Source organism: Flavobacterium pectinovorum, from assembly GCF_900142715.1.
In the GTDB taxonomy this organism is placed as follows: Bacteria; Bacteroidota; Bacteroidia; order Flavobacteriales; family Flavobacteriaceae; genus Flavobacterium; species Flavobacterium pectinovorum.
Map to the genome: position 1 here is coordinate 496,829 of NZ_FRBX01000001.1, position 19,653 is coordinate 516,481.

At 32.5% G+C, this 19,653-nt stretch carries 22 protein-coding genes; 12 read left to right on the plus strand and 10 right to left on the minus strand.

The genetic code is table 11. From position 1 onward, the window contains the following. The first annotated feature begins 13 nt into the window (after nucleotides 1-13). Complete coding sequence (locus tag BUE22_RS01925) at nucleotides 14-427, plus strand: hypothetical protein (RefSeq protein WP_073393362.1); 414 nt, start codon at nucleotides 14-16, stop codon at nucleotides 425-427. A gap of 123 nt (nucleotides 428-550) precedes the next feature. After that, nucleotides 551-733 carry a hypothetical protein gene (locus BUE22_RS23555; protein ID WP_089075950.1) on the plus strand — a complete coding sequence of 61 codons (183 nt, stop codon included), beginning with the start codon at nucleotides 551-553 and terminating at the stop codon, nucleotides 731-733. A 116-nt stretch (nucleotides 734-849) separates the two neighbouring features. Here BUE22_RS23555 and BUE22_RS01930 read toward each other — a convergent pair whose 3' ends face one another. Beyond that, nucleotides 850-1,284 (minus strand): DUF4268 domain-containing protein, encoded by a 435-nt coding sequence (locus tag BUE22_RS01930; protein WP_073393365.1) that lies wholly within the window; start codon nucleotides 1,282-1,284, stop codon nucleotides 850-852. 91 nt (nucleotides 1,285-1,375) lie between these two features. On the opposite strand from BUE22_RS01930, the gene BUE22_RS01935 reads away from it, so the two are divergent. Together BUE22_RS01935 and BUE22_RS01940 are read left to right on the plus strand one after the other, a co-directional pair. Next, nucleotides 1,376-2,026, plus strand: a complete 651-nt coding sequence (locus BUE22_RS01935; protein WP_073393367.1) for an NUDIX hydrolase — start codon at nucleotides 1,376-1,378, stop codon at nucleotides 2,024-2,026. A 127-nt stretch (nucleotides 2,027-2,153) separates the two neighbouring features. Beyond that, entirely contained in the window at nucleotides 2,154-2,963 is an 810-nt protein-coding gene (locus BUE22_RS01940; RefSeq protein WP_042563223.1) for a lysophospholipid acyltransferase family protein, read from the plus strand. Nucleotides 2,964-3,120: 157 nt separating this feature from the next. Here BUE22_RS01940 and BUE22_RS01945 read toward each other — a convergent pair whose 3' ends face one another. The 3 genes from BUE22_RS01945 to BUE22_RS01955 all read right to left on the minus strand — a co-directional run bounded on the left by BUE22_RS01945 (nucleotide 3,121) and on the right by BUE22_RS01955 (nucleotide 5,468). Next, a complete protein-coding gene (locus BUE22_RS01945; RefSeq protein ID WP_042563224.1) occupies nucleotides 3,121-3,753 on the minus strand; it encodes a hypothetical protein in 633 nt (210 codons plus the stop codon). 9 nt (nucleotides 3,754-3,762) lie between these two features. Then, entirely contained in the window at nucleotides 3,763-4,257 is a 495-nt protein-coding gene (locus BUE22_RS01950) for an RNA polymerase sigma factor (RefSeq protein ID WP_042563225.1), read from the minus strand. 149 nt (nucleotides 4,258-4,406) lie between these two features. After that, nucleotides 4,407-5,468: a DUF3810 domain-containing protein gene (locus BUE22_RS01955; RefSeq protein WP_073394253.1), complete on the minus strand. Its 1,062-nt coding sequence runs from the start codon at nucleotides 5,466-5,468 to the stop codon at nucleotides 4,407-4,409. Between the two features lie 86 nt (nucleotides 5,469-5,554). Here BUE22_RS01955 and BUE22_RS01960 point away from each other — a divergent pair, with 86 nt between their 5' ends. The 3 genes from BUE22_RS01960 (at nucleotide 5,555) to BUE22_RS01970 (ending at nucleotide 7,650) form a co-directional block, all read left to right on the plus strand. Beyond that, a complete protein-coding gene (locus BUE22_RS01960; RefSeq protein WP_065447784.1) occupies nucleotides 5,555-5,767 on the plus strand; it encodes a hypothetical protein in 213 nt (70 codons plus the stop codon). Next, on the plus strand, nucleotides 5,764-6,057 hold the full coding sequence (locus tag BUE22_RS01965) for a type II toxin-antitoxin system RelE/ParE family toxin (protein WP_073393370.1): 294 nt from the start codon (nucleotides 5,764-5,766) through the stop codon (nucleotides 6,055-6,057). Before BUE22_RS01960 ends, BUE22_RS01965 begins: the two co-directional genes overlap by 4 nt. 132 nt (nucleotides 6,058-6,189) lie before the next feature. Beyond that, nucleotides 6,190-7,650, plus strand: coding sequence for an aminoacyl-histidine dipeptidase (locus BUE22_RS01970; RefSeq protein WP_073393373.1), 1,461 nt, complete (start codon nucleotides 6,190-6,192; stop codon nucleotides 7,648-7,650). A 250-nt stretch (nucleotides 7,651-7,900) separates the two neighbouring features. Here BUE22_RS01970 and BUE22_RS01975 read toward each other — a convergent pair whose 3' ends face one another. The 4 genes from BUE22_RS01975 to BUE22_RS01990 all read right to left on the minus strand — a co-directional run bounded on the left by BUE22_RS01975 (nucleotide 7,901) and on the right by BUE22_RS01990 (nucleotide 12,304). Then, entirely contained in the window at nucleotides 7,901-8,239 is a 339-nt protein-coding gene (locus tag BUE22_RS01975) for a DHCW motif cupin fold protein (RefSeq protein ID WP_073393376.1), read from the minus strand. A gap of 339 nt (nucleotides 8,240-8,578) precedes the next feature. Then, nucleotides 8,579-9,352, minus strand: a complete 774-nt coding sequence (locus BUE22_RS01980) for a carboxypeptidase-like regulatory domain-containing protein (protein ID WP_042563229.1) — start codon at nucleotides 9,350-9,352, stop codon at nucleotides 8,579-8,581. 247 nt (nucleotides 9,353-9,599) lie between these two features. Continuing rightward, on the minus strand, nucleotides 9,600-11,531 hold the full coding sequence (locus BUE22_RS01985) for a DEAD/DEAH box helicase (protein ID WP_073393379.1): 1,932 nt from the start codon (nucleotides 11,529-11,531) through the stop codon (nucleotides 9,600-9,602). Nucleotides 11,532-11,725: 194 nt separating this feature from the next. Beyond that, complete coding sequence (locus tag BUE22_RS01990) at nucleotides 11,726-12,304, minus strand: non-canonical purine NTP diphosphatase (RefSeq protein WP_073393381.1); 579 nt, start codon at nucleotides 12,302-12,304, stop codon at nucleotides 11,726-11,728. 81 nt (nucleotides 12,305-12,385) lie between these two features. Between BUE22_RS01990 and BUE22_RS01995 the strand changes: the two genes are divergently transcribed. The 4 genes from BUE22_RS01995 to BUE22_RS02010 all read left to right on the plus strand — a co-directional run bounded on the left by BUE22_RS01995 (nucleotide 12,386) and on the right by BUE22_RS02010 (nucleotide 16,587). Beyond that, on the plus strand, nucleotides 12,386-14,164 hold the full coding sequence (locus tag BUE22_RS01995) for an ABC transporter ATP-binding protein (protein WP_073393383.1): 1,779 nt from the start codon (nucleotides 12,386-12,388) through the stop codon (nucleotides 14,162-14,164). A 194-nt stretch (nucleotides 14,165-14,358) separates the two neighbouring features. Continuing rightward, nucleotides 14,359-15,543 carry a glycoside hydrolase family 88 protein gene (locus BUE22_RS02000; RefSeq protein ID WP_073393386.1) on the plus strand — a complete coding sequence of 395 codons (1,185 nt, stop codon included), beginning with the start codon at nucleotides 14,359-14,361 and terminating at the stop codon, nucleotides 15,541-15,543. A 10-nt stretch (nucleotides 15,544-15,553) separates the two neighbouring features. Continuing rightward, entirely contained in the window at nucleotides 15,554-15,961 is a 408-nt protein-coding gene (locus BUE22_RS02005) for a hypothetical protein (protein ID WP_073393390.1), read from the plus strand. 194 nt (nucleotides 15,962-16,155) lie between these two features. Continuing rightward, complete coding sequence (locus BUE22_RS02010) at nucleotides 16,156-16,587, plus strand: hypothetical protein (protein ID WP_073393392.1); 432 nt, start codon at nucleotides 16,156-16,158, stop codon at nucleotides 16,585-16,587. Nucleotides 16,588-16,662: 75 nt separating this feature from the next. On the opposite strand, the gene BUE22_RS02015 is transcribed toward BUE22_RS02010, so the two are convergent. Together BUE22_RS02015 and BUE22_RS02020 are read right to left on the minus strand one after the other, a co-directional pair. Beyond that, nucleotides 16,663-18,174, minus strand: coding sequence for an FMN-binding glutamate synthase family protein (locus BUE22_RS02015; RefSeq protein ID WP_073393395.1), 1,512 nt, complete (start codon nucleotides 18,172-18,174; stop codon nucleotides 16,663-16,665). Between the two features lie 34 nt (nucleotides 18,175-18,208). Next, nucleotides 18,209-18,997: an NYN domain-containing protein gene (locus BUE22_RS02020; protein ID WP_042564091.1), complete on the minus strand. Its 789-nt coding sequence runs from the start codon at nucleotides 18,995-18,997 to the stop codon at nucleotides 18,209-18,211. Between the two features lie 190 nt (nucleotides 18,998-19,187). Here BUE22_RS02020 and BUE22_RS02025 point away from each other — a divergent pair, with 190 nt between their 5' ends. Beyond that, entirely contained in the window at nucleotides 19,188-19,637 is a 450-nt protein-coding gene (locus BUE22_RS02025) for an RrF2 family transcriptional regulator (RefSeq protein ID WP_073394254.1), read from the plus strand. The last annotated feature ends 16 nt before the right edge of the window (nucleotides 19,638-19,653 follow it).

The following is a 19,653-nucleotide window of genomic DNA, read 5'->3' on the forward strand; positions in this document are numbered from 1 at the left end:
CAAGAATTATATTATGAAAATTATCCGCACTTATTATATTATATTATTTTTTTTAGGACTTGGTTTGCAACAAACTTATAGTCAGGCATACCAATTTAAAACATCTGGTTTTAGTGTTTTAGAGAAAAATGAGAGAGGAAAATGGGGCGAGTGGTCCAATCTTGATTTAGTAAATCTTTCTGTAATACTTGATACTAATAAACACCGTATTGTAGTTTATTCACAGGAAATTCAGCTTTTTAGTATTTTGGATTATATAGAAAGAGAAGAAAATGATACTGACATAGTATATTCTTTTATGTGTAAAGACAATAATGGAATGGACTGCAAAGTCTCTATCATTACCCGTAAAAAACAAGATTATCGCAAGCAATTATATATTAATTACGATGATCGTATTATTGTTTATAATATTTTTAGTGTTTAGAATCCAAATTTTATGTATCCAATATACTGTACATGCTAATGGGATTATTACAGCTGAAGATGATTATAACGGAACTTATACTTTTTCAAGCAATGAAAGGATAAATGATAAAAAAAATATAGTATGTTTTCAAGTAATTTGCTAATTGGAATTTATGTATTGCTATTAATATTGAATGGATATTTTTGGTATAAATACAATCAACGTGCTACTTCAGATCAAAAAAAGAAAGAAGGCTGGAATAATTATTACAGTCTTGCGACTGTATTTGTTTTAGTTTTGTTAGCTCAGAAACTAGGTCTTTAAAGTAATAAAATATTTATTGAGATATAAAACCCGACATGACATGTTTTTTAAAAACTTGTCGGGTTAACTATATAAAAAACTTAGAAACTTAGCCTCTCAGAATCTCAGAACCTTCATTAAGATATATCCTTTATAAACTCATCATACTCCAGATAAAACATTTCAAGAGCGTGCATGTTTTCAAAGAAGAAATCGAAAATAGCATCCCAATTATTGCGGTTGCTAAAACCAACACCTTGTTTTTCTACCCAAATTCGGCTAATGGTTTTACCGCTTTCAAGCGTATAGTTCTTTTCGAAAACCAGATTTTTTATAAATTCTTCTTCGAGAATATTTTTTAAAGCTTCTATTTTTTCGAAATAAGCAGTTCGTTTTTCATCGCTTCGCTGTTCAATATCAATTAAGACCTGTGCTTTTTTATTATCTACATAAAATTTAAAAGAAAAGTCTTTGATTTTGGTGTCATAAAGTACCCATTTACGTGGATGTTTTTCGGCGAAAGCCACCCAAAATTCTCTTTTTAACTTTTGTGATTCTTCTCTACTGTACATTTTTATGGCTTTGATTTGTGAAAACTTGTAGAACCGCGTTTTCTGAACTATATTTATATTTTATTTGAAAGTACAAAAATAAACTTTGAATATGGATTTTCAAGATTTTTTGCAATATGTTCCTAATTTAATTCCAGTTGAACTTCCGGCAGAGGCTGCGCATATAAAAATGGCCCCAAAAGAGCGTACCGAAGCGTTAAAAAACCTTGATTTAAAAGCTGTAAATCCCAGAATTGCTGCTGTAATGATGCTTTTGTATCCAAAAAATAAAGAAACACATTTGGTTTTGATAGTCAGAAATGCTTATGAAGGAGTTCATTCGTCACAAATAGCATTTCCGGGAGGAAAATATGAAACTTTTGATATCAGTTACGAAGCAACTGCACTGCGGGAAACGCAGGAGGAAGTGGGAATTCTATCTGAAAAGATAGAAATTATAAAGGAATTTTCTCCAATGTATATTCCGCCAAGTAATTTTTTGGTACATCCTTTTTTAGGAATTTCGCGTGATGAACTTTCATTTTATCCGGATGTTCGTGAAGTAGCAGATATTATAGAGTTGCCGCTTTCAATTTTTTTAGACGATGAAATAATTATGGAAGCCACATTGTCAACTTCTTACGGATCTAATATTTTAGTTCCCGCATTCAATATTCAAAATCATATCGTTTGGGGGGCAACAGCCATGATTTTAAGCGAACTTAGAGAAGTTTTGAAAACGAGTTTTCAGGAAAGTTTGTAAAAACATAAAATTAACAATTTGATATTCATAAGAATAACAAAATTTTTCCGAAATTGCTTATTGCTATTGCTAAACGAATAATTTTTGTATGTTTGCGAACTAACAAAAAATAACACAATACACTGCTATGGGATTGTTTAAACGAAATCCTTTCGGACATATATTATTTATCAAGAAATGGTTAATCCGTATTTTGGGTGCTATGACGCACCGAAGATACAGAGGGTTTAATGATTTGCAGATTGAAGGATCTGAAATAATTAAAACATTACCTGATACAAATGTTTTGTTTATATCCAATCACCAAACTTATTTTGCGGATGTTGTAGCTATGTTTCATGTGTTTAATGCAAGTTTAAGCGGACGTCAGGATACAATTAAGAATATCGGTTATTTGTGGCAACCTAAAATGAATTTGTATTATGTTGCAGCCAAAGAAACCATGCAGGCCGGATTATTGCCAAGAATTTTGGCATATGTTGGTGCTATTACCGTAGAAAGAACCTGGCGCGCTAAAGGCGTCGATGTAACAGAAAAACGTGATGTAAACCCAAATGATACCGAAAATATTCGAATTGCGCTTGAAGATGGCTGGGTAATTACGTTTCCGCAAGGAACTACAAAATCTTTTAAACCCGTTAGAAAAGGAACTGCACATATCATCAAACAACATAAACCTATTGTAATTCCTATTGTAATTGATGGTTTCCGTCGTTCATTTGATAAAAAAGGTTTACGAATGAAAAAGAAAGGAATTTTGCAGTCTTTCATCATCAAAGAACCTCTTGATATTGATTATGAAAATGATACGATCGACGAAATAGTTGAAAAAGTAGAATATGCCATCGAACAGCATCCATCATTTTTAAAAGTTATTCCTGCTGAAGAAATTAAAGCGGAAGAAGAACTTAACAAATTGAGAAGATGGGAATATTAATGATTTTAGATTTCAGAGTTTAGATTTTAGATTTTAGATTGAAAAACTTTTGTTTTAGGTTGGAAAACTGGGACTTAGTAGCTAAGTCCCGAGGCTTCGGGATAGAGACTTTTAAAAAAAACTTTGAACCTTTGTCACTCTGTACCTTTGAACCTTTTTAAAAATCTATCTTCTTCAATTCTTTATAATTAGCATATAATCTTCGCAATAGAGTTCCGTACAACAATCTGTAGAAACACCAGAATATCCCTAAGAACGCCAGAGTTACAAGAAATAAAATACCAACCGTCATCATCATTGCTTTTCCGTTTGCAGATAATTTATCTCTTAAAAATTCCATTTCGGGATTATATACAAAGGCAATAAAAAAGCTAATAATTGAGCTTAAAACAGCCATTCCTAAATTGTACCAAACGTAGTATTGAACTGTTTTTCTGGTTTTCAAAATGCTGCTCATCAATAATTTGGTAGAACCTGTTGTTGATATTGTTTTGTAATTTTTGTAAAAAAAGTACACAAATATCAGTACTACTACATAATTGAAATAGGTTAAAAGTTCAAGATAAAATATCATTTCTGCGTGTTTTATCTTAATCAGCATTTCATCTGTACTAAAAAAGAAGTTTGAAACTGTCCAGAATAATATCTCTAAAATACTGATTATCAAAATCCACTTCACGATTGAAGAAGATTTTTTATGAATCATTTTGTAGATTTCATTTTCCGAAATTTGTTCAAAAGAATCCGAGTTCTTTTTCCAGTCTTTTTTTAATAAATCCAGTTCTTTCATAAATAATTTTTAAGGATTTAGTATTTTTTTGAGTTTCCCTTTAATTCTGTTCATTTTCACACGTGCATTCACTTCGCTGATTCCGAGAGTTTCGGCTATTTCTTGATAATCTTTGTCTTCTAAATACATAAAAACTAATGCTTTTTCGATGTCATTAAGTTGATAAACTGCTTTGTACATCAATTTAATTTGTTCTTCCTCTTCATAATTATAATCAACATCTTTTACAAAATGCTGATGGCTTTCATATTCTACTGTCGATACGGTTCGTTTGGTTTTGCGGTATAAAGTAATGGCGGTATTTAAGGCCACGCGGTACGTCCAGGTCGAAAATTTGCTGTCGCCCCTAAATTTTGGATACGCTTTCCAGAGCTGAATTGTTATTTCCTGAAACAAATCTTTATGTGCATCTTCGCCGGCAGTATATAATCTACAAATCTTGTGGATTATATTCTGATTTGCCTGCAATTGCGCAACAAATGATTGTTCTAGGTTTTCGGTCATAATGTATTAGTAGTTATGAAATCATTTTTGTTACAACTAGTTTTTCTTTTTGCCATGAATTTTACAAATTTCCCCAATTCTGTATAATTTGTAATTATAATTATAAAAATAAAAATTCGTGAAGGATTCGTGAAATTTGTGGCAGACTCTTATAATTCTCTGTTTTTATAATAATTCACCATCAAATCTAAAAATTTACTGTAACTGTCCATACCGTCTTTTTGATTGTTTGATTTTAGGAAATTATCATAAAGAAAATAAAAACCTTCATCGAGAAAAGTATTATATTTTTTGTGAAAATCTTCGCTTTCCTTATAGTTTTTTAAAATTCCGATATGTACTGATTTCTTTAATTGATCAAAAACTTTCTCGTTTTTATATTTCCAAATTCCCAGACAATAATGTAATGTAAAACTATATCCTGCATATTGGTAGTAAAGATTGTCGTTTTTAAGAGAAGCCAAAACACCAATAAAATTGCATTCATTTTCACTGGCAAAACCAATTTGATGTGCCATTTCGTGAGCTGTCGTTTGAGGGAAATTGTACATTGGCAGTAAATCATTAATCTGCGCCTCATTAGTAAACGGATTTAAATAACCGCCAAACCCCATATATGTCAGAGGCGTGCTGAATAGTGATTTCTTAACGCTTAAAATTTTATATTTAAAATAAGGATGTTCTTTGGCTAAATTATCATAACCATTTAAAATCATTTGAAATGATTCTTTTTGTGAGTAAGGAAAAACAATTTTTGCAGTGTCATTTTTTGTGATGGAAAACTGAATTTCATTCGTCTTAACTATTAGTCTTTTTGTAAAAGCTAAAAATTCAGCATCGTTATATTCTCTTTTGATTTCCATTTTTTCGAAAAGAGGTTCGCGATAATAGTTAAAAGCCCATAGTAGATGAAAGAAAAAGTAAAAAACTGAAATTTTGCCTAAAATTTTTAAAAGATGGTCTTTCCAATCTGTTTTCCATGTTTTTCGTATTTTCCAAAACCAGCTTATTATAGACAAAAGCAAAACAGCATAGATACAATCGCCAACTGAAAACGGAATTTTTCCTAAAACAGATCTTGAAAAATGCGAAATTCTAACAAAGAGATTGTTGCTGTAAAAGCCTTCAACAAAATCCGGAAAATAGCGCAGGATTTTTAAAAAGATAATTTGAATTAATAGAAATAAGGGAAGGATATATTTTCTTCTCACGATTTTGCTTTTGGTATAAAAATAATAATTAATATAGTAGTTCGCTTTCTTTTTTTGTAAATTTGTTACTTGATAAAAGGAAAAAAATGACACAAATCACTTTAAATATTCCCGACAATGAATTGTCATTCTTTATGCAGTTGATAGAAAAATTTAATTACGAAACCGTAATTAACGAATTTTCTGTAACTGAAGAAATGAAAAATTTATTAGATGAAAGAAGATCAACATCCAAAGTTGAGGATTTTCTTCCATGGAATGAAGCAAAAAAACAATTGCGTTTTAAATCCGGAAAATGATTTTTGAAGTTGTAATTGAGCCAAGAGCAATTCTTGATATACAAGATGCAATTGATTATTATGAAGCTAAAAAATCCGGATTAGGTGAATATTTTCATCAGATAATTGATGATCATATAGAAACATTGACAAAAAATCCTTTCTTCCAAATTAGATATAAAGATTATCACGGTTTACCCACGAAAAAATTCCCCTTTATTATCTTTTATTTTATTGATGAAAATTTAAAAACAATTTACATTATATCTGTTTTTAATACATCATTAAATCCATCAAAATATCCTAAATAATTCTTGTGACGCAGTTTAAAGATTAATTATAATTTGCACTCATTATCGTAATTCGTGGCAAAAAAACGAAAACAATCCTGCTAAACTTTGTAACTTTGGAACTCTTAATTGTTAAACTTCAAACAAAATATAATGAGTCAGGAAATAAGAAATCTGGAACCGAAAGCACTTTGGAATAAATTTGCAGATTTAAACGCCGTTCCGCGTCCGTCTAAGAAAGAAGAACGCGTAATCGAGTTTATGAAAAACTTTGGAAACAGCTTAGGTTTAGAAACTTTTGAAGACGAAATTCGAAATGTAATCATTAGAAAGCCTGCCACGCCGGGAATGGAAAATCGCAAAGCAATTGTAATGCAGGGACATCTTGATATGGTGCATCAAAAAAATGCAGATACCGTTTTTGATTTCGATACGCAAGGAATTGACATGTATGTTGATGGTGACTGGGTTCGTGCTAAAGGAACAACTCTGGGAGCTGACAATGGGTTAGGAGTAGCGACAATTATGGCCATTTTAGAGAGCAAAGATATTCCGCATCCTGCAATTGAAGCATTATTTACAATTGATGAAGAAACAGGAATGACAGGTGCTTTAAATTTAAAAGGAGGAATTCTTCAAGGTCAGATTTTATTGAATTTAGATACAGAAGAAGACGATGAAATTGATATAGGATGCGCTGGTGGAATTGATGTAACGGCTACAAGAACGTATCATGAAGAAGAAGTTCCTGAAGGTTCAGTTGGTCATATTATTACCGTAAAAGGACTTAATGGAGGGCATTCAGGAATGGATATTCATAAAGGTCTTGGTAATGCCAATAAAATTATGAATCGCTTGTTATTTGATGGTTTTGAAAACTTCGGATTGCAAGTTGTTGAGATCAATGGTGGAAGCTTACGAAATGCGATTCCAAGAGAAAGTGTTGCTAAAGTAATTATTTCTGAAATGTTTGATGAAGCCTACATTTTTGATATGCAGGAAATTATCAATGACATTAAAGCTGAATATAAAACAACAGAACCAAACCTTACTATTGAAATTGTAAAATGCGATTTACCAGAGAAAGTAATGGATTTGGGTGTTCAGGAAGGAATCATCAGAGCAATCTATGCCGCTCATAATGGTGTTTACAGAATGAGCGCTGATATGGATGACTTAGTTGAAACTTCAAATAATATTGCCAGAGTTGTTATAAAAGATGGTGAAATTCTAGTAGGATGCCTAACACGTTCTTCTGTTGAAAGTTCAAAATTTGATTTAGCAAACTCATTGCGTTCTGCTTTTGAATTGGTAGGCTGCGAGGTAGAACTTTCTGGTTCTTATCCAGGCTGGACACCAAATGTAAACTCTGAAATTTTAGATACTTTGGTAGGGATTTATGAGAAACAAAACGGCGAAAAGCCAAAAGTTGTAGCTTGTCACGCTGGTTTAGAATGTGGGATTTTAGGAACAAATTATCCTGATATGGATATGATTTCTTTTGGACCAACAATTCACGGTGCCCATTCTCCAGATGAAAGAGCAAGTATTTCATCTGCTCAAAAATATTGGAAATTTGTATTAGAAATTCTTTCGAATATACCGGTAAAATAAAGTTTACAGTCACAGTTTACAGTATTCAGTTTGACTGAACTGTAAACTGTGACTGAATACAAAAATTAGTCTCTTTTAGGAGAATTTTTCTTTTCTCTTTTTTCTTCTTTCTTTTCTTTAGCCGTTTTTAACGGTTCTTTTTTTGCTGTTTTTTTAGCGTCTTGACTCTTTGCCATGATATTTAAATTTAGTTATTTCTTTTTTTTATGTAAGTAAATATAACTATAATATTCTGATTTTGTTTAGAATATTATTTTAAAAAGTCTCCGTCAATTATTAGTAATTCTACGCCTTTTGTTGTTATAGAACGATGCGAACTTATATCATCAGAAACCACATAAGTCATTCCTTTTGAAAGTTCAAATTTTTCTCCGTTTTCTAATTCGCTTATAAAATCACCTTCCAGACAATGTACAATGTGCCCTTTTTGACACCAGTGATCTGCCATGTAATTTTCAGAATAAGTAACTTTTCGAATGCGTAACCCGCCTAGTTGTAATGTTTGCCAATAAGCTGTTCCGGTTTCTCCAGGATGTTCTGTTTTTTCAATCTCACTCCAGTCAATAGTTTGAAAAGGTATTGTAATCATATTTTTTTGTTTTTAGTTGATGGATGTTTTTTTGATCTATGCTAAATGTTGTGGGGGAATATTAAAAATTTTATACTGGCTAATTATTTTTTAACGCAGAGAAAGCAAAGGTTTTTTCGCAGAGTTCACTAAGGTTTAAGTTGTGTTACACAATCAAAGTCCGCAAAGCTTTGTGAACTTTGTGTTTTTTACTAAACTTAGCATATTAAAAAAACTTAGAGTTCTCTGTGGTATTTTTTTTCTCTCTACATAGGTTTTAGGATTGATTCTGGTTTTTAAAACAAAAAATCCTCAATTACCAATGGCAAATGAGGATTTTGATTTTATTTAAAAGTAAAATTAATTACGTTTTAATACTTTGTATTGTTCGTAACAGGCGCTAATTGCGTCCATAATTTGTAAATCATTTGCTGTTTGAATAAAGGAATCAGAATAGTTGCAGCGCTGCAAAATCTCCGGAATTTCATCTTTACTAACGCCTAAAAGTACAGAAACAGTTTCGCGATCGTATTTTGATTCCAAAAGATTTCTCACCGTATCGTCTTTCTTCATTTCCTTTAATTTCTTGAGCTCTTTTCCATTTTTTCCAAAGAAACCATATAAAACGTCAGCTGGATTAAAAATAGATCCTAATACCTTTCCAAAAGCATTTGGCGAATATTCTCCGGCTTCATAACCTTGTGTAAGACCTGAAATGCTGTAACGATAATTTTCTTTGGTAGGAATTAATTTTGAGTCAACTTCAAGATAACCGGTTAAACTAAAAGGCGCAATGATAACTTCTTCAAGTGCAATCGCTTTTTCAGTAAGCTGAATTCTGGTTACTTTATTTTTTATCCAGTCATTCGTAACTCTGATTCTCAAAGACTGAAAACCTAAAATCGAAAAGTGAATTGTATCATTTGGCTGTACATCAATTTCAAAGTATCCTTTAGCGTCAGATTTTGCGCCACGAACTTTGTTTGTGTTAATGATATTTACGTTAGGAAGAGGTTGTTTACTATTGTCATTGATAATGTATCCTGATACTCTTTGCGGAACATTAGATTCTGTGTCTTGTGCAAAACCAAAAGTTGAGAATAGTGTAAAAAAGAAAACTGCGAAATATTTCATATCCTGATTTAAAGCACTAAAAGTAGTAAATCGGGATTAAATATTTCGCAGTCTTCGAATATAATTATAAGAAAATTAACAAAGCAAGAATTGTTGCTTTTAGTATTTAAGTAAAAAGGAGCAAGGAGATTTAAATTTTGTTTGAATTACAAGACTAGTCAATTCAGAAGCAGATTTTATATAAAAAAAATCCCAAATTCCAAGTATGTCTGGAATTTGGGATTTTGTATTTTAAGATATTGACTTATTAGTCTCTTCTCGGTCTTCTTGGTCTTGGTGAATCACCAAAGCTTTCAGAGCGTCTTGGAGCTCTGTCTGAACTTCCTCCTTCGGTTCTTGGAGTAGAGCTTCTAAAACCACCTTCTCTTTTTGGAGCAGATGAGTTTCTGTCGCTTCTAAAACCTCCTCCTTCTCTTGGAGCTGAATTTCTGTCGCTTCTGAAACCTCCGCCACCAGAACCTTCACGTCTTGGTCCGAAACTTCCTCCGCCAGAACCTTCACGTCTTGGACCTCCAGAAGAACGTCCACCGCCAGAGCGTCCGTTATGGTCACGTCTTCCGCCACCATCATTTTTAGAAATTTCAACATTAATACGACGTCCTTCTAATTGCACGTTGTTTAATACTTCCATTACTTTATCAGTGTGCTCAGGGTCAGTGTTAAAGAAAGAGAAACCTTCTTTTACATCTACTTTGAAAACGTCATCACGACCTAAGTCTAATGTTTCTTTCAGGTAATCTTTAAGAGTCATCCAATCGAAATTGTCTCTTGAACCAATGTTTACAAAATAACGAACTGCTCCGTTATTATTGAATTCTCTTGGCTCAGAATCAGTTCTTTCGCGTCTTTCTCCAGATTGGGTAGAAATATCTCTGTTCTTTTTATAGTAAGCAATAAAACGATTAAATTCTACTGAAACCATTTTCTTAATCAATTCTTCTTTAGATAAACCTTCAAGAACATTGTTAATAGCTGGTAAATAGTTGTCAATTTCGTGATCAACTTCAGTATCTTTAATTTTAGTTGCTAAGTGCAATAATTGAATTTCGCAGATCTCAATTCCAGACGGGATTGTTTTTTCTTCGAATTTTTGTTTGATAATTCTTTCGATAGAAGAAATTTTACGTAACTCACTTTTTGTAACAATTACAATAGAAGTTCCTAATTTTCCAGCTCTACCAGTACGTCCAGAACGGTGATTGTATGTTTCAATCTCGTCAGGAAGTTGGTAATTTACTACGTGAGTAATATTATCAACGTCAATACCACGTGCAGCAACGTCAGTAGCAACAAGCATCTGAATTTGTCTTCCACGGAAAGATTTCATTACACCATCACGTTGCGCCTGAGATAAATCTCCATGCAATGCAGCAGCGCTGTATCCATCTTCAATTAATTTTTCGGCTACGGCCTGAGTATCTCTTTTAGTACGACAGAAAACCACAGAGAAAATGTCCGGGTTAGCATCAGCTAAACGTTTCAAAGCTTCGTAACGATCACGTGCATTTACTAAGTAAAATTCGTGAGAAACTGTTGCAGAACCTGAATTCTTAGCTCCAACAGTGATTTCAACCGGGTCGCTCATAAATTGTTTTGCAATTCTGGCAACCTCTTGTGGCATAGTTGCAGAGAACAACCATGTACTTTTTTGATCCGGAGTATCTGATAAAATCGAAACGATATCCTCATAAAATCCCATGTTTAGCATTTCGTCAGCCTCATCAAGAATACAGTAATCTATATTTTTAATGTTTACTAAACCTCTGTTAATCATGTCTTGCATTCTTCCCGGAGTAGCCACAATAATTTGTGCGCCTCTCTTAATGTCCCTAGCTTGCTCTGTAATACTAGCCCCGCCGTAAACTGCTACCACATTAATACCTTTCTCGTATTTTGCGTAGTTTTTAAGTTCGTTGGTAATCTGTAAACAAAGTTCTCGTGTTGGCGATAAAACTAATGCTTGTGTATTTCTGTTGTCAGCATCAATTTTTTGAATTAGCGGAAAACCGAAAGCTGCCGTTTTCCCTGTCCCTGTCTGAGCCAACGCAACCATATCTGTATCTTTTTCCAATAATAGGGGAATCGCTTTCTCCTGTACTTCTGACGGATTCTCAAATCCTAGATCTAAAATCGCCTTCAGTAACGATTCATTCAATCCTAATTGTTCAAATTTATTCATATATATTTTTAAAATAGGGTGCAAAATTACTGTTAATATTTCACATAAACTAATGCATTTTTAAGAATTATGCATTTGTTATGATTTGATTATCAAAAAGTTATGTTTGTCGCAATATCAATTCAATGTTAGAATGAATAATTTTACGTCTAGTAATATAAATTTTACCCTTTAATATGTTGTATTTAAAACAATTATTTTGTGGAGTTCAGGAAATCAATTAGTTGCTGAGTTGCTTTCGCACGGTGACTGATTTTATTTTTAATATCTGAAGATAATTCGGCAAATGTTTCAGTATAATTTTCAGGCTGAAATATAGGATCGTATCCAAAACCATGATTTCCAGTTTTATCCAGAGTAATTGCACCTTTTGCAATTCCGGTAAATAAATGCTGTTCTCCTTTTATATTTAATGCAATAACGGTCTTAAACTGTGCGCTGCGATCTGATTTGTCTTTTAAGGCATCTAAAAGTTTATTCATATTATCGTCAGCATTTTTTTGTTCGCCCGCATATCTTGCTGAATATACACCAGGTTCTCCATTTAGAGCCTTAACTTCCAAACCTGTATCATCTGCAAAACAATCGTAACCATATTTTTCAGTCACATAATTGGCTTTCAAAATCGCATTTCCTTCTATAGTATCAGCTGTTTCAGGAATTTCTTCGTGACAGCCAATTTCTTCGAGGCTTAGTAATTGTATTGATCCGTTTAGGATACTTTGAATTTCCCTGATTTTATTTAAGTTGTTTGATGCGAAAACAAGTTGCATAATTATGAGTTTAGATATGAGTAATTTTAAAACACAAATTTAGAATTCTTATATTTGATATGTTGCCAAAAAAATAAATAAATGCAGATATCCGCACTCTATAAAAAAATAACACCTTTTGTTAAACCGTATCGAAAAATGGTAATTGCTACTTTACTGCTTACTTTTTTAGGTTCATTTGCGGCACAGGTAAATGCTTTAATATTAAAGTATACAGTTGATTCTATCAGTAAATTGATGGTAGCGCATGAACCTTTGTCTAAAGGATTTCATTTACTAGAAATTATTAGTATTGTATTGCTTACTAAAGAGTTGGTTTATTCGATAGTACAATTTGGACAGAAGTTTTATGGAGAAAAACTGCGAATTTTTATAACCCGTGATATTTCTCAGTCAATAGTCGAAAAAATTCTGACTTACAGAATGGAGTTTTATACCTCAAACGAAAATGAAAGCGGAAAACTTCAAACCAGAATAGATTTAGGGATCAGCAGTTTGACAAGATTGGTTCAGAATTTTTTTATTGATATCCTGCCCTTATTTGCAAATGCTTTTGTTGCATTAATATTGATGTTTTATGCCAATGTGTATGTAGGATTGGTAAGCTTATGTATTATTCCTATTTATTTTTATGTAAGCCAATTGCAAGCCAGTAAATTAAGTGGTTTTAGAAGGAGAATGCGTAATTATCGTGAAACTAAAAATAACGGAATTATAAGTTTAATTGAATCTATAACGGTTATTAAATCTTTTGTTCGTGAACCAATGGAAGCCGATCGTCATAAAAATATTCAATTTGAAATGACCGAAAATCAATTAGCAACCAGAAAAACGAGTTTCATTTTTGAAAGTATAAAAGGTTTTATTGAACAAATAGGAGTTGTGATTATCATTATCCTGACCGCTTATTTTGTTTTGAATAATACGATGACAATTGGTGCGATTATGTTTCATATCATGTTGTTTAACAATGTTTCATCTCCAATTAGACAATTACATCGCATTTACGATGAAGTAAATGATGCTTTGATTTATTCGGAAGGATTTTTTGAAATTTTAGAATCTGATCAGGAAAAAGAAACAAGCGGAGATTATATCCCGGAGAAAATTGTTGGGCTTATAGAAGTAAAAAATGTAGATTTTGTTTATCCGAATGGGACCAAAGCGCTTTCGAATATTAATTTTACCATTAAACCAAATGAAACCAGCGCGTTGGTCGGACTTAGCGGTGCGGGTAAAAGTACTATTATCAATTTGTTAGATAAGTTTTATCTGCCTTCATCAGGAAAAATTTATTTGGATGGGGTAGATTTAAATGATTACGATACCGATTTTCTGCGTAAAAATATTGGTTTGGTTTTGCAGAAAAATCACATTTTTAAAGGCACAATTGCCGAGAATATTCTTTATGGAAATCCGGATGCTACAAAATCAGAAATTATTGATGCAGCCAAGCAAGCTTATATTCACGAGCAAGTGATACAATTACCAAAAGGATATGATTCTGATGCACATTTGCTTTCAGGCGGGCAACAGCAGCGAATTGCAATTGCCAGATTGTTTTTAAAAAATCCGCCAATTATTTTTCTGGATGAACCCACAGCAAGTTTGGATGCCATTGCAACAGAGCAAATAAAAAAATCTCTGGATGCTATAAAAAAGGACAGAACCGTAATTATTATTTCGCATAGCATTTCTCAAATTATTGATGCTTCGCATATTATTGTATTAGAAAAAGGAGAATGTGTAGAGCAAGGAACACATGATGAATTATATGATAATAAAGATGTTTATTATCAAATATTTACAGCGATGGCAAATAGTTTAAACATTGATAAAATTACACAGACACTTGAATAAGGAATAATTTATCGAATGCATTACGCGTCTTCATCTTTGTCAAAGTTTAAAACTTTGACAAAGATGAAGACGTACAAAAATCATTCGTACATTTTAGGTAGACAAAAATACAAAGATTCACAAAGGTCAGCTTTATTTTATAAATTTATCTAATCAATTAAAAACAAAACTATCTACCCAAAATTATAACCACAATGTTTACAAAAAAACTCATTTTTATTGCCTTAATGACCTTTTTATCTTTTATGAATATGGCCTATTCACAAAAAAATAATTCGTTTGATATTAAAAAACAACTCGATTATTGTGCAGAACAAGCATCGAAAACATTAACTGTAATTCCAAATGACGGAACCTCGCCAAGAAGTATCCCAACAGGAAGTAAAGAATGGAAATTTGTCGATTATAAAGATTGGACAAGTGGATTCTGGCCAGGAGAATTATGGTATTTGTACGAAGCAACCGGAGATAAAAAATGGGAAAGAGAAGCAGACAAATTCAGCCGATTTTTGACGCCTTTATCTGTTAGCAAAGCAAATGATCACGATCTTGGATTTCAAATTTTTAATAGTTTCGGAAACGGTTATCGATTAACGAAAAACACGGCGTACAAAGATATTATCCTGAAAACAGCCGATACTTTGGCGACACTTTTTAACCCAAAAGTTGGAACAATTCAGTCCTGGCCGCATAATAAATATGGAGGCCACAATACGATTATTGATAATATGATGAATTTAGAATTGCTTTTTTGGGCATCTAAAAACGGAGGAAATAAAAAGCTGTACGATATTGCAGTCAAACATGCCGAAACTACAATGAACAATCATTTTAGGCCTGATTACAGTTCTTATCATGTTTTAATTTATGATTATGAAACAGGTAAAAAAATAAAAGGAAGAACAGCACAAGGTTATAACGACGATAGCATGTGGGCGAGAGGTCAGGCGTGGGCAATTTATGGTTTTACAATGACTTACAGAGAAACAAAAGATCCTAAATTTCTAGATTTTGCTCATAAATTAACTCGTGTTTATCTGGATAAATTAACGACTGAGGATTTAATTCCGTATTGGGATTTTAATGCGCCCAATATTCCAAACGAACCAAGAGATGCTTCTGCAGCAGCAATTGTTTCTTCGGCACTTATCGAATTGAGTTCTTATACAAAAGATAAAAACCTGAAAAATGAATATCTTTCAAAATCTAAAAAGATGATTGTGGAACTTTCGGAGCATTATCAAAGTCATGAAGTGAACTCAGCATTCTTATTGCATTCAACCGGACATAAGCCTGCCGGAAGCGAAATAGATTGTTCCATTAATTACGCCGATTATTATTATCTTGAGGCACTTTTAAGACTTCAAAAACTAAAATAATTTTAATGTTATGATTAAGAAAATAACCCAATCTTTGTTTGCAATTATTGTGATATTGACGCTAATAAGCTGTAAAAACACAAAACAGAAACTGCAGGAATATGTTGCCACTTATAATAGTACCGCTCCCAGTTTTAAAGCAGAAAATGTAACGCTTACGACTGCCAGAGGATATATAAATGACAACAAAATCGAATTGCGTTTTGAAACTAATTTAGAACAAAACGAATCTAATAAAAATGCAACTATAAAACGATTTCCGGATTTATTGAGGGAGATGCTTAATAAAGATCAAATTCCGAAAGAATTAGTAAATGAAGGCGTGCAATTTGATGTTTATTTTTTGGCTGATGACAATACCGTGTTTGTAAAAGAAATAGTAAACGCTGAGACTATGCCGGAATTAATAAAAAAATAATCGATTTGGTTTAAAAAATTAAAGCCCTTTAAAATATGTTTAAAGGGCTTTTTTGTATCTGTAGAGGATTTTTGGTTTTGTAATAATTTATTTATATTCAACTGGTTAGGTTTTTGTTTTTATTAACTTATATTGTTTTTGTCTATAAAGTTTGTTATGTTTGAGTTAATATTTAACCATAAAACCAAAAAATTATGAAAAAAATTACTCAAATCGTATTTGCTTTTGCCTTTGTATTGTTGTTGATAAGCTGTAAAAATACCAAGCAGAAAATCCAGGAACATGTAAGTAATTATAACACTTCATCTTCTATAAAAGGAGGAAATGTTGTTAGTACCAGTGCTAAGGCATTTTTAAATGATAATAAAATTGAAATAAGAATTGAAACCAATTTAGAAGGAACTGAAATAAACAAACTGGCTTATAAAGATACTTTTCCTGATTTGCTTAAAGAAATGGTTAAAAACGATCAAATTTCTCCATCGTTAATTGAAGAAGGAGTAAAGTTTGATGTGTACTTTTTATCCTACAACAATATAATTCTTGCTCAGCAATTAGTTGATAAAGAAGAATTGGCTGTTTTAGAAAATGGTTCTGTAGTTGGAAAAGAAACAGCAAAGCTTTAATTTGGATGAATGTCAAAAACATAATTTGCAAAAAATAAAAAATCCTCTTTGAGATAACAAAGAGGATTTTTTATTCTAATGTTTTCTAACATTGGTTAGAATATCAGGAAAATAAATATCTGAAAGATGTGTGAATTCGTCTCCACGCATAAAAATATTAGGGCCAACATCTGCAAAAGATGTTTTGCCGGCTGCGGCCAAAAGTTCATTGGCAGCGTGTAAAGTGTTTTTATGAAAATGATACACACGATCTGATTTGTCAGTGACAACCAAACCTTTCATTAGCATTTTATTTTGGGTCGCAACTCCGGTTGGACATTCATTATTATGACAACGAAGCGCCTGAATACAACCTAGTGAAAACATAAATCCGCGCGCACTATTACACATATCAGCACCCAGGGCAACTGCATGTAAAATAGAATAGCCTGAAATGATTTTTCCGCTTCCAATAATTCTTATTTTATCACGAATATTTAATGCGATAAGTGTTTTATTGACAAAAATTAATGCAGGTTCAAACGGCATTCCAACACCATCAGCAAATTCTAAAGGAGCTGCTCCCGTACCGCCTTCAGCACCATCAACAGTTATAAAATCAGGATAGATATCTTCGGCAATCATTTCATGACAAAGAGCTTCAAATTCGTTAGTGTTACCAATACACAATTTAAATCCAATTGGTTTTCCGTTTGATAATTTACGTAATTGTGCTATAAAATGAATAAGTCCTTTACCGTCAGAAAAAGCATGGTGACCCGGAGGAGAAAGAATCATCGTATGCGGTTTAACACCTCGGATTTTGGCAATTTGTTCTGTATTTTTTGCCGCCGGAAGCACACCTCCATGACCTGGTTTTGCACCTTGCGAAAGTTTAATCTCAATCATTTTCACGTTTGGCAGATTGGCTTTTTCTGAGAATTTTTCAGGACTGAAATTTCCATCATCATCGCGACAGCCAAAATAACCTGTACCAATTTGCCAGGTAATATCGCCACCACCTGCAAGATGAAATTCGGTTAAACCACCTTCTCCGGTATTTTGGTAGAAATTTCCTTTTTTAGCACCAATATTAATGGCGCGAACCGCATTTTCGCTTAGCGAACCAAAACTCATGGCCGAAACATTAAATAAAGAAGCAAGATAAGGTTGTTTGCAATCTTTTCCACCAACCAATACACGTGGCAGTTCTTCGTTTACTTTTGCCGGAAAAATAGAATGTTTTATTCCTTCGTAACTATCATGATTTAAGTTTAGCTGCGTTCCAAAAGGAGTACTTGAATCTATATTTTTAGCTCTTTGATAAACCAAAGAACGCTGGTTTCTTGAAAACGGTTTTCCGTCTGTAGATCTTTCAATAAAGTATTGTTGAATTTCCGGTGCAATCATTTCGAATAAATATCTGAAATAACCTAAAACCGGAAAGTTTCTTAATATGGCATGTTTTGTTTGAATGGCGTTATAAACACCAACCACTAATAGTATTGGTAAAATTATAACGAGTAAAAAACCGCGCTCGGTATAATAATAAGTTGCTGCAACAATTAGAAACAATAAGAATCCGTAGATAAAGAATTTTTTTCTCATGTTTTTAAAAAATTAAAAAGTAATAAAGTAATAATTAATTGAATCGTAATCTAACATAGACATGTTTGATTCCTTTTTTATCTGATTCTCTTTCATCGATTTCAAGAATATCAGTTAAAGATTTTAGCATTGGCGTAAGCTTAGAAAAGCCATAATTTCTTGGGTCAAATTCTGGTTTTTTCTTCACAATTAAATTTCCAACATCGCCCAAAAATGCCCAGCCGTCATCATCTTCAATATCTTCAATTGTAGCTTCTATAAGGTCAATAGTTTGTTTGTCTATTTTGTGTAGTGCTTTTTCGGTAGGTTTTTCAACAGGCTTTTCAACAGGTTTTTTAGCATCTGCGGTAGCTTTAAGTTTTTTCTTTTGGATTGCGCCATCCAAAACCTCAATATAAATAAACCTGTCGCAGGCAACAATAAAAGAGTTTGGAGTTTTCTTTTCGCCAATACCAATAACTTTCATGCCTGATTCACGCAAACGAATAGCCAAACGGGTAAAATCGCTATCGCTTGAAACGATGCAAAAACCATCCAGTTTTCCTGAATAAAGTAAATCCATTGCATCGATAATCAATGCAGAATCTGATGAGTTTTTTCCAACCGTATAACTGTATTGTTGGATTGGAGTAATGGCATGTTCGAGTAAAACACCTTTCCATCCATTTGAGTTTGGTTTGGTCCAGTCTGCATAAATACGCTTGGTAGTTGGTGTGCCAAATTTAGCGATTTCTTCCATCATACCTTTTACGTTACTGTACGGAACGTTGTCGGCATCAATAAGAACAGCTAGTTTTAAGTCTTTTACGTTATTTAAAGGCATTATTTACAAGTTAGAAAACAAAGGTAAAACTAAAATTGGTTTTTATTTAGACTTCATGATAAATATGTCTTTTGTTACTAATAAATTATTTTGGTTATAAATAAGATATTTTTTATAAAAATTAATTAAAGATAAATTTGTCTTTTAATATAGGTTTAAATATATTTGTATGGAATTTAATCAACTTTATATGTTTTCAAAAGCGTGCGAGTACGGTATTCGGGCTTCTATATTTATCGCAACCAAATCATCAGAAGGTGTTCGTGTTGGAATAAAAGATGTGTCAAAAGAAATTGATTCTCCTGAACCGTTTACGGCCAAAATAATGCAGATTTTAACCAAAAACGGAATCATAGCTTCTGCAAAAGGAGTGGGTGGAGGATTTGAAGTTTCAAAAGAAGCCGTAAAATCAATCAAATTAATTCAGATTGTAGATGCAATTGACGGAAACACTATATATAAAGGTTGCGGAATTGGATTAAAAGAATGTTCAGAAACACATCCTTGTCCGGTTCATAATGAATTTAAAAAAATACGTGAATTGCTTCTTACCATGTTAACCAATACAACATTAGAAGAGTTGGCGTCGGGAGTTAATTCGGGCGATTTTCATCTTAAAATATTGAACAAAAACGAATAAAATTTTATAATTTAAA

Bases quoted from the DNA above. Each gene is read 5' to 3' on its own strand.
- BUE22_RS02000 (WP_073393386.1), top strand. From the start codon at position 14,359: ATGTTTACAAAAAAACTCATTTTTATTGCCTTAATGACCTTTTTATCT.
- BUE22_RS01990 (WP_073393381.1), bottom strand. From the start codon at position 12,304: ATGCAACTTGTTTTCGCATCAAACAACTTAAATAAAATCAGGGAAATT.
- BUE22_RS01925 (WP_073393362.1), top strand. From the start codon at position 14: ATGAAAATTATCCGCACTTATTATATTATATTATTTTTTTTAGGACTT.
- BUE22_RS02005 (WP_073393390.1), top strand. From the start codon at position 15,554: ATGATTAAGAAAATAACCCAATCTTTGTTTGCAATTATTGTGATATTG.
- BUE22_RS01945 (WP_042563224.1), bottom strand. From the start codon at position 3,753: ATGAAAGAACTGGATTTATTAAAAAAAGACTGGAAAAAGAACTCGGAT.
- BUE22_RS01965 (WP_073393370.1), top strand. From the start codon at position 5,764: ATGATTTTTGAAGTTGTAATTGAGCCAAGAGCAATTCTTGATATACAA.
- BUE22_RS02015 (WP_073393395.1), bottom strand. From the start codon at position 18,174: ATGAGAAAAAAATTCTTTATCTACGGATTCTTATTGTTTCTAATTGTT.
- BUE22_RS01930 (WP_073393365.1), bottom strand. From the start codon at position 1,284: ATGTACAGTAGAGAAGAATCACAAAAGTTAAAAAGAGAATTTTGGGTG.
- BUE22_RS01970 (WP_073393373.1), top strand. From the start codon at position 6,190: ATGAGTCAGGAAATAAGAAATCTGGAACCGAAAGCACTTTGGAATAAA.
- BUE22_RS01975 (WP_073393376.1), bottom strand. From the start codon at position 8,239: ATGATTACAATACCTTTTCAAACTATTGACTGGAGTGAGATTGAAAAA.
- BUE22_RS01950 (WP_042563225.1), bottom strand. From the start codon at position 4,257: ATGACCGAAAACCTAGAACAATCATTTGTTGCGCAATTGCAGGCAAAT.
- BUE22_RS01980 (WP_042563229.1), bottom strand. From the start codon at position 9,352: ATGAAATATTTCGCAGTTTTCTTTTTTACACTATTCTCAACTTTTGGT.
- BUE22_RS23555 (WP_089075950.1), top strand. From the start codon at position 551: ATGTTTTCAAGTAATTTGCTAATTGGAATTTATGTATTGCTATTAATA.
- BUE22_RS01995 (WP_073393383.1), top strand. From the start codon at position 12,386: ATGCAGATATCCGCACTCTATAAAAAAATAACACCTTTTGTTAAACCG.
- BUE22_RS01960 (WP_065447784.1), top strand. From the start codon at position 5,555: ATGACACAAATCACTTTAAATATTCCCGACAATGAATTGTCATTCTTT.
- BUE22_RS01985 (WP_073393379.1), bottom strand. From the start codon at position 11,531: ATGAATAAATTTGAACAATTAGGATTGAATGAATCGTTACTGAAGGCG.
- BUE22_RS01935 (WP_073393367.1), top strand. From the start codon at position 1,376: ATGGATTTTCAAGATTTTTTGCAATATGTTCCTAATTTAATTCCAGTT.
- BUE22_RS02025 (WP_073394254.1), top strand. From the start codon at position 19,188: ATGTTTTCAAAAGCGTGCGAGTACGGTATTCGGGCTTCTATATTTATC.
- BUE22_RS02020 (WP_042564091.1), bottom strand. From the start codon at position 18,997: ATGCCTTTAAATAACGTAAAAGACTTAAAACTAGCTGTTCTTATTGAT.
- BUE22_RS01940 (WP_042563223.1), top strand. From the start codon at position 2,154: ATGGGATTGTTTAAACGAAATCCTTTCGGACATATATTATTTATCAAG.
- BUE22_RS02010 (WP_073393392.1), top strand. From the start codon at position 16,156: ATGAAAAAAATTACTCAAATCGTATTTGCTTTTGCCTTTGTATTGTTG.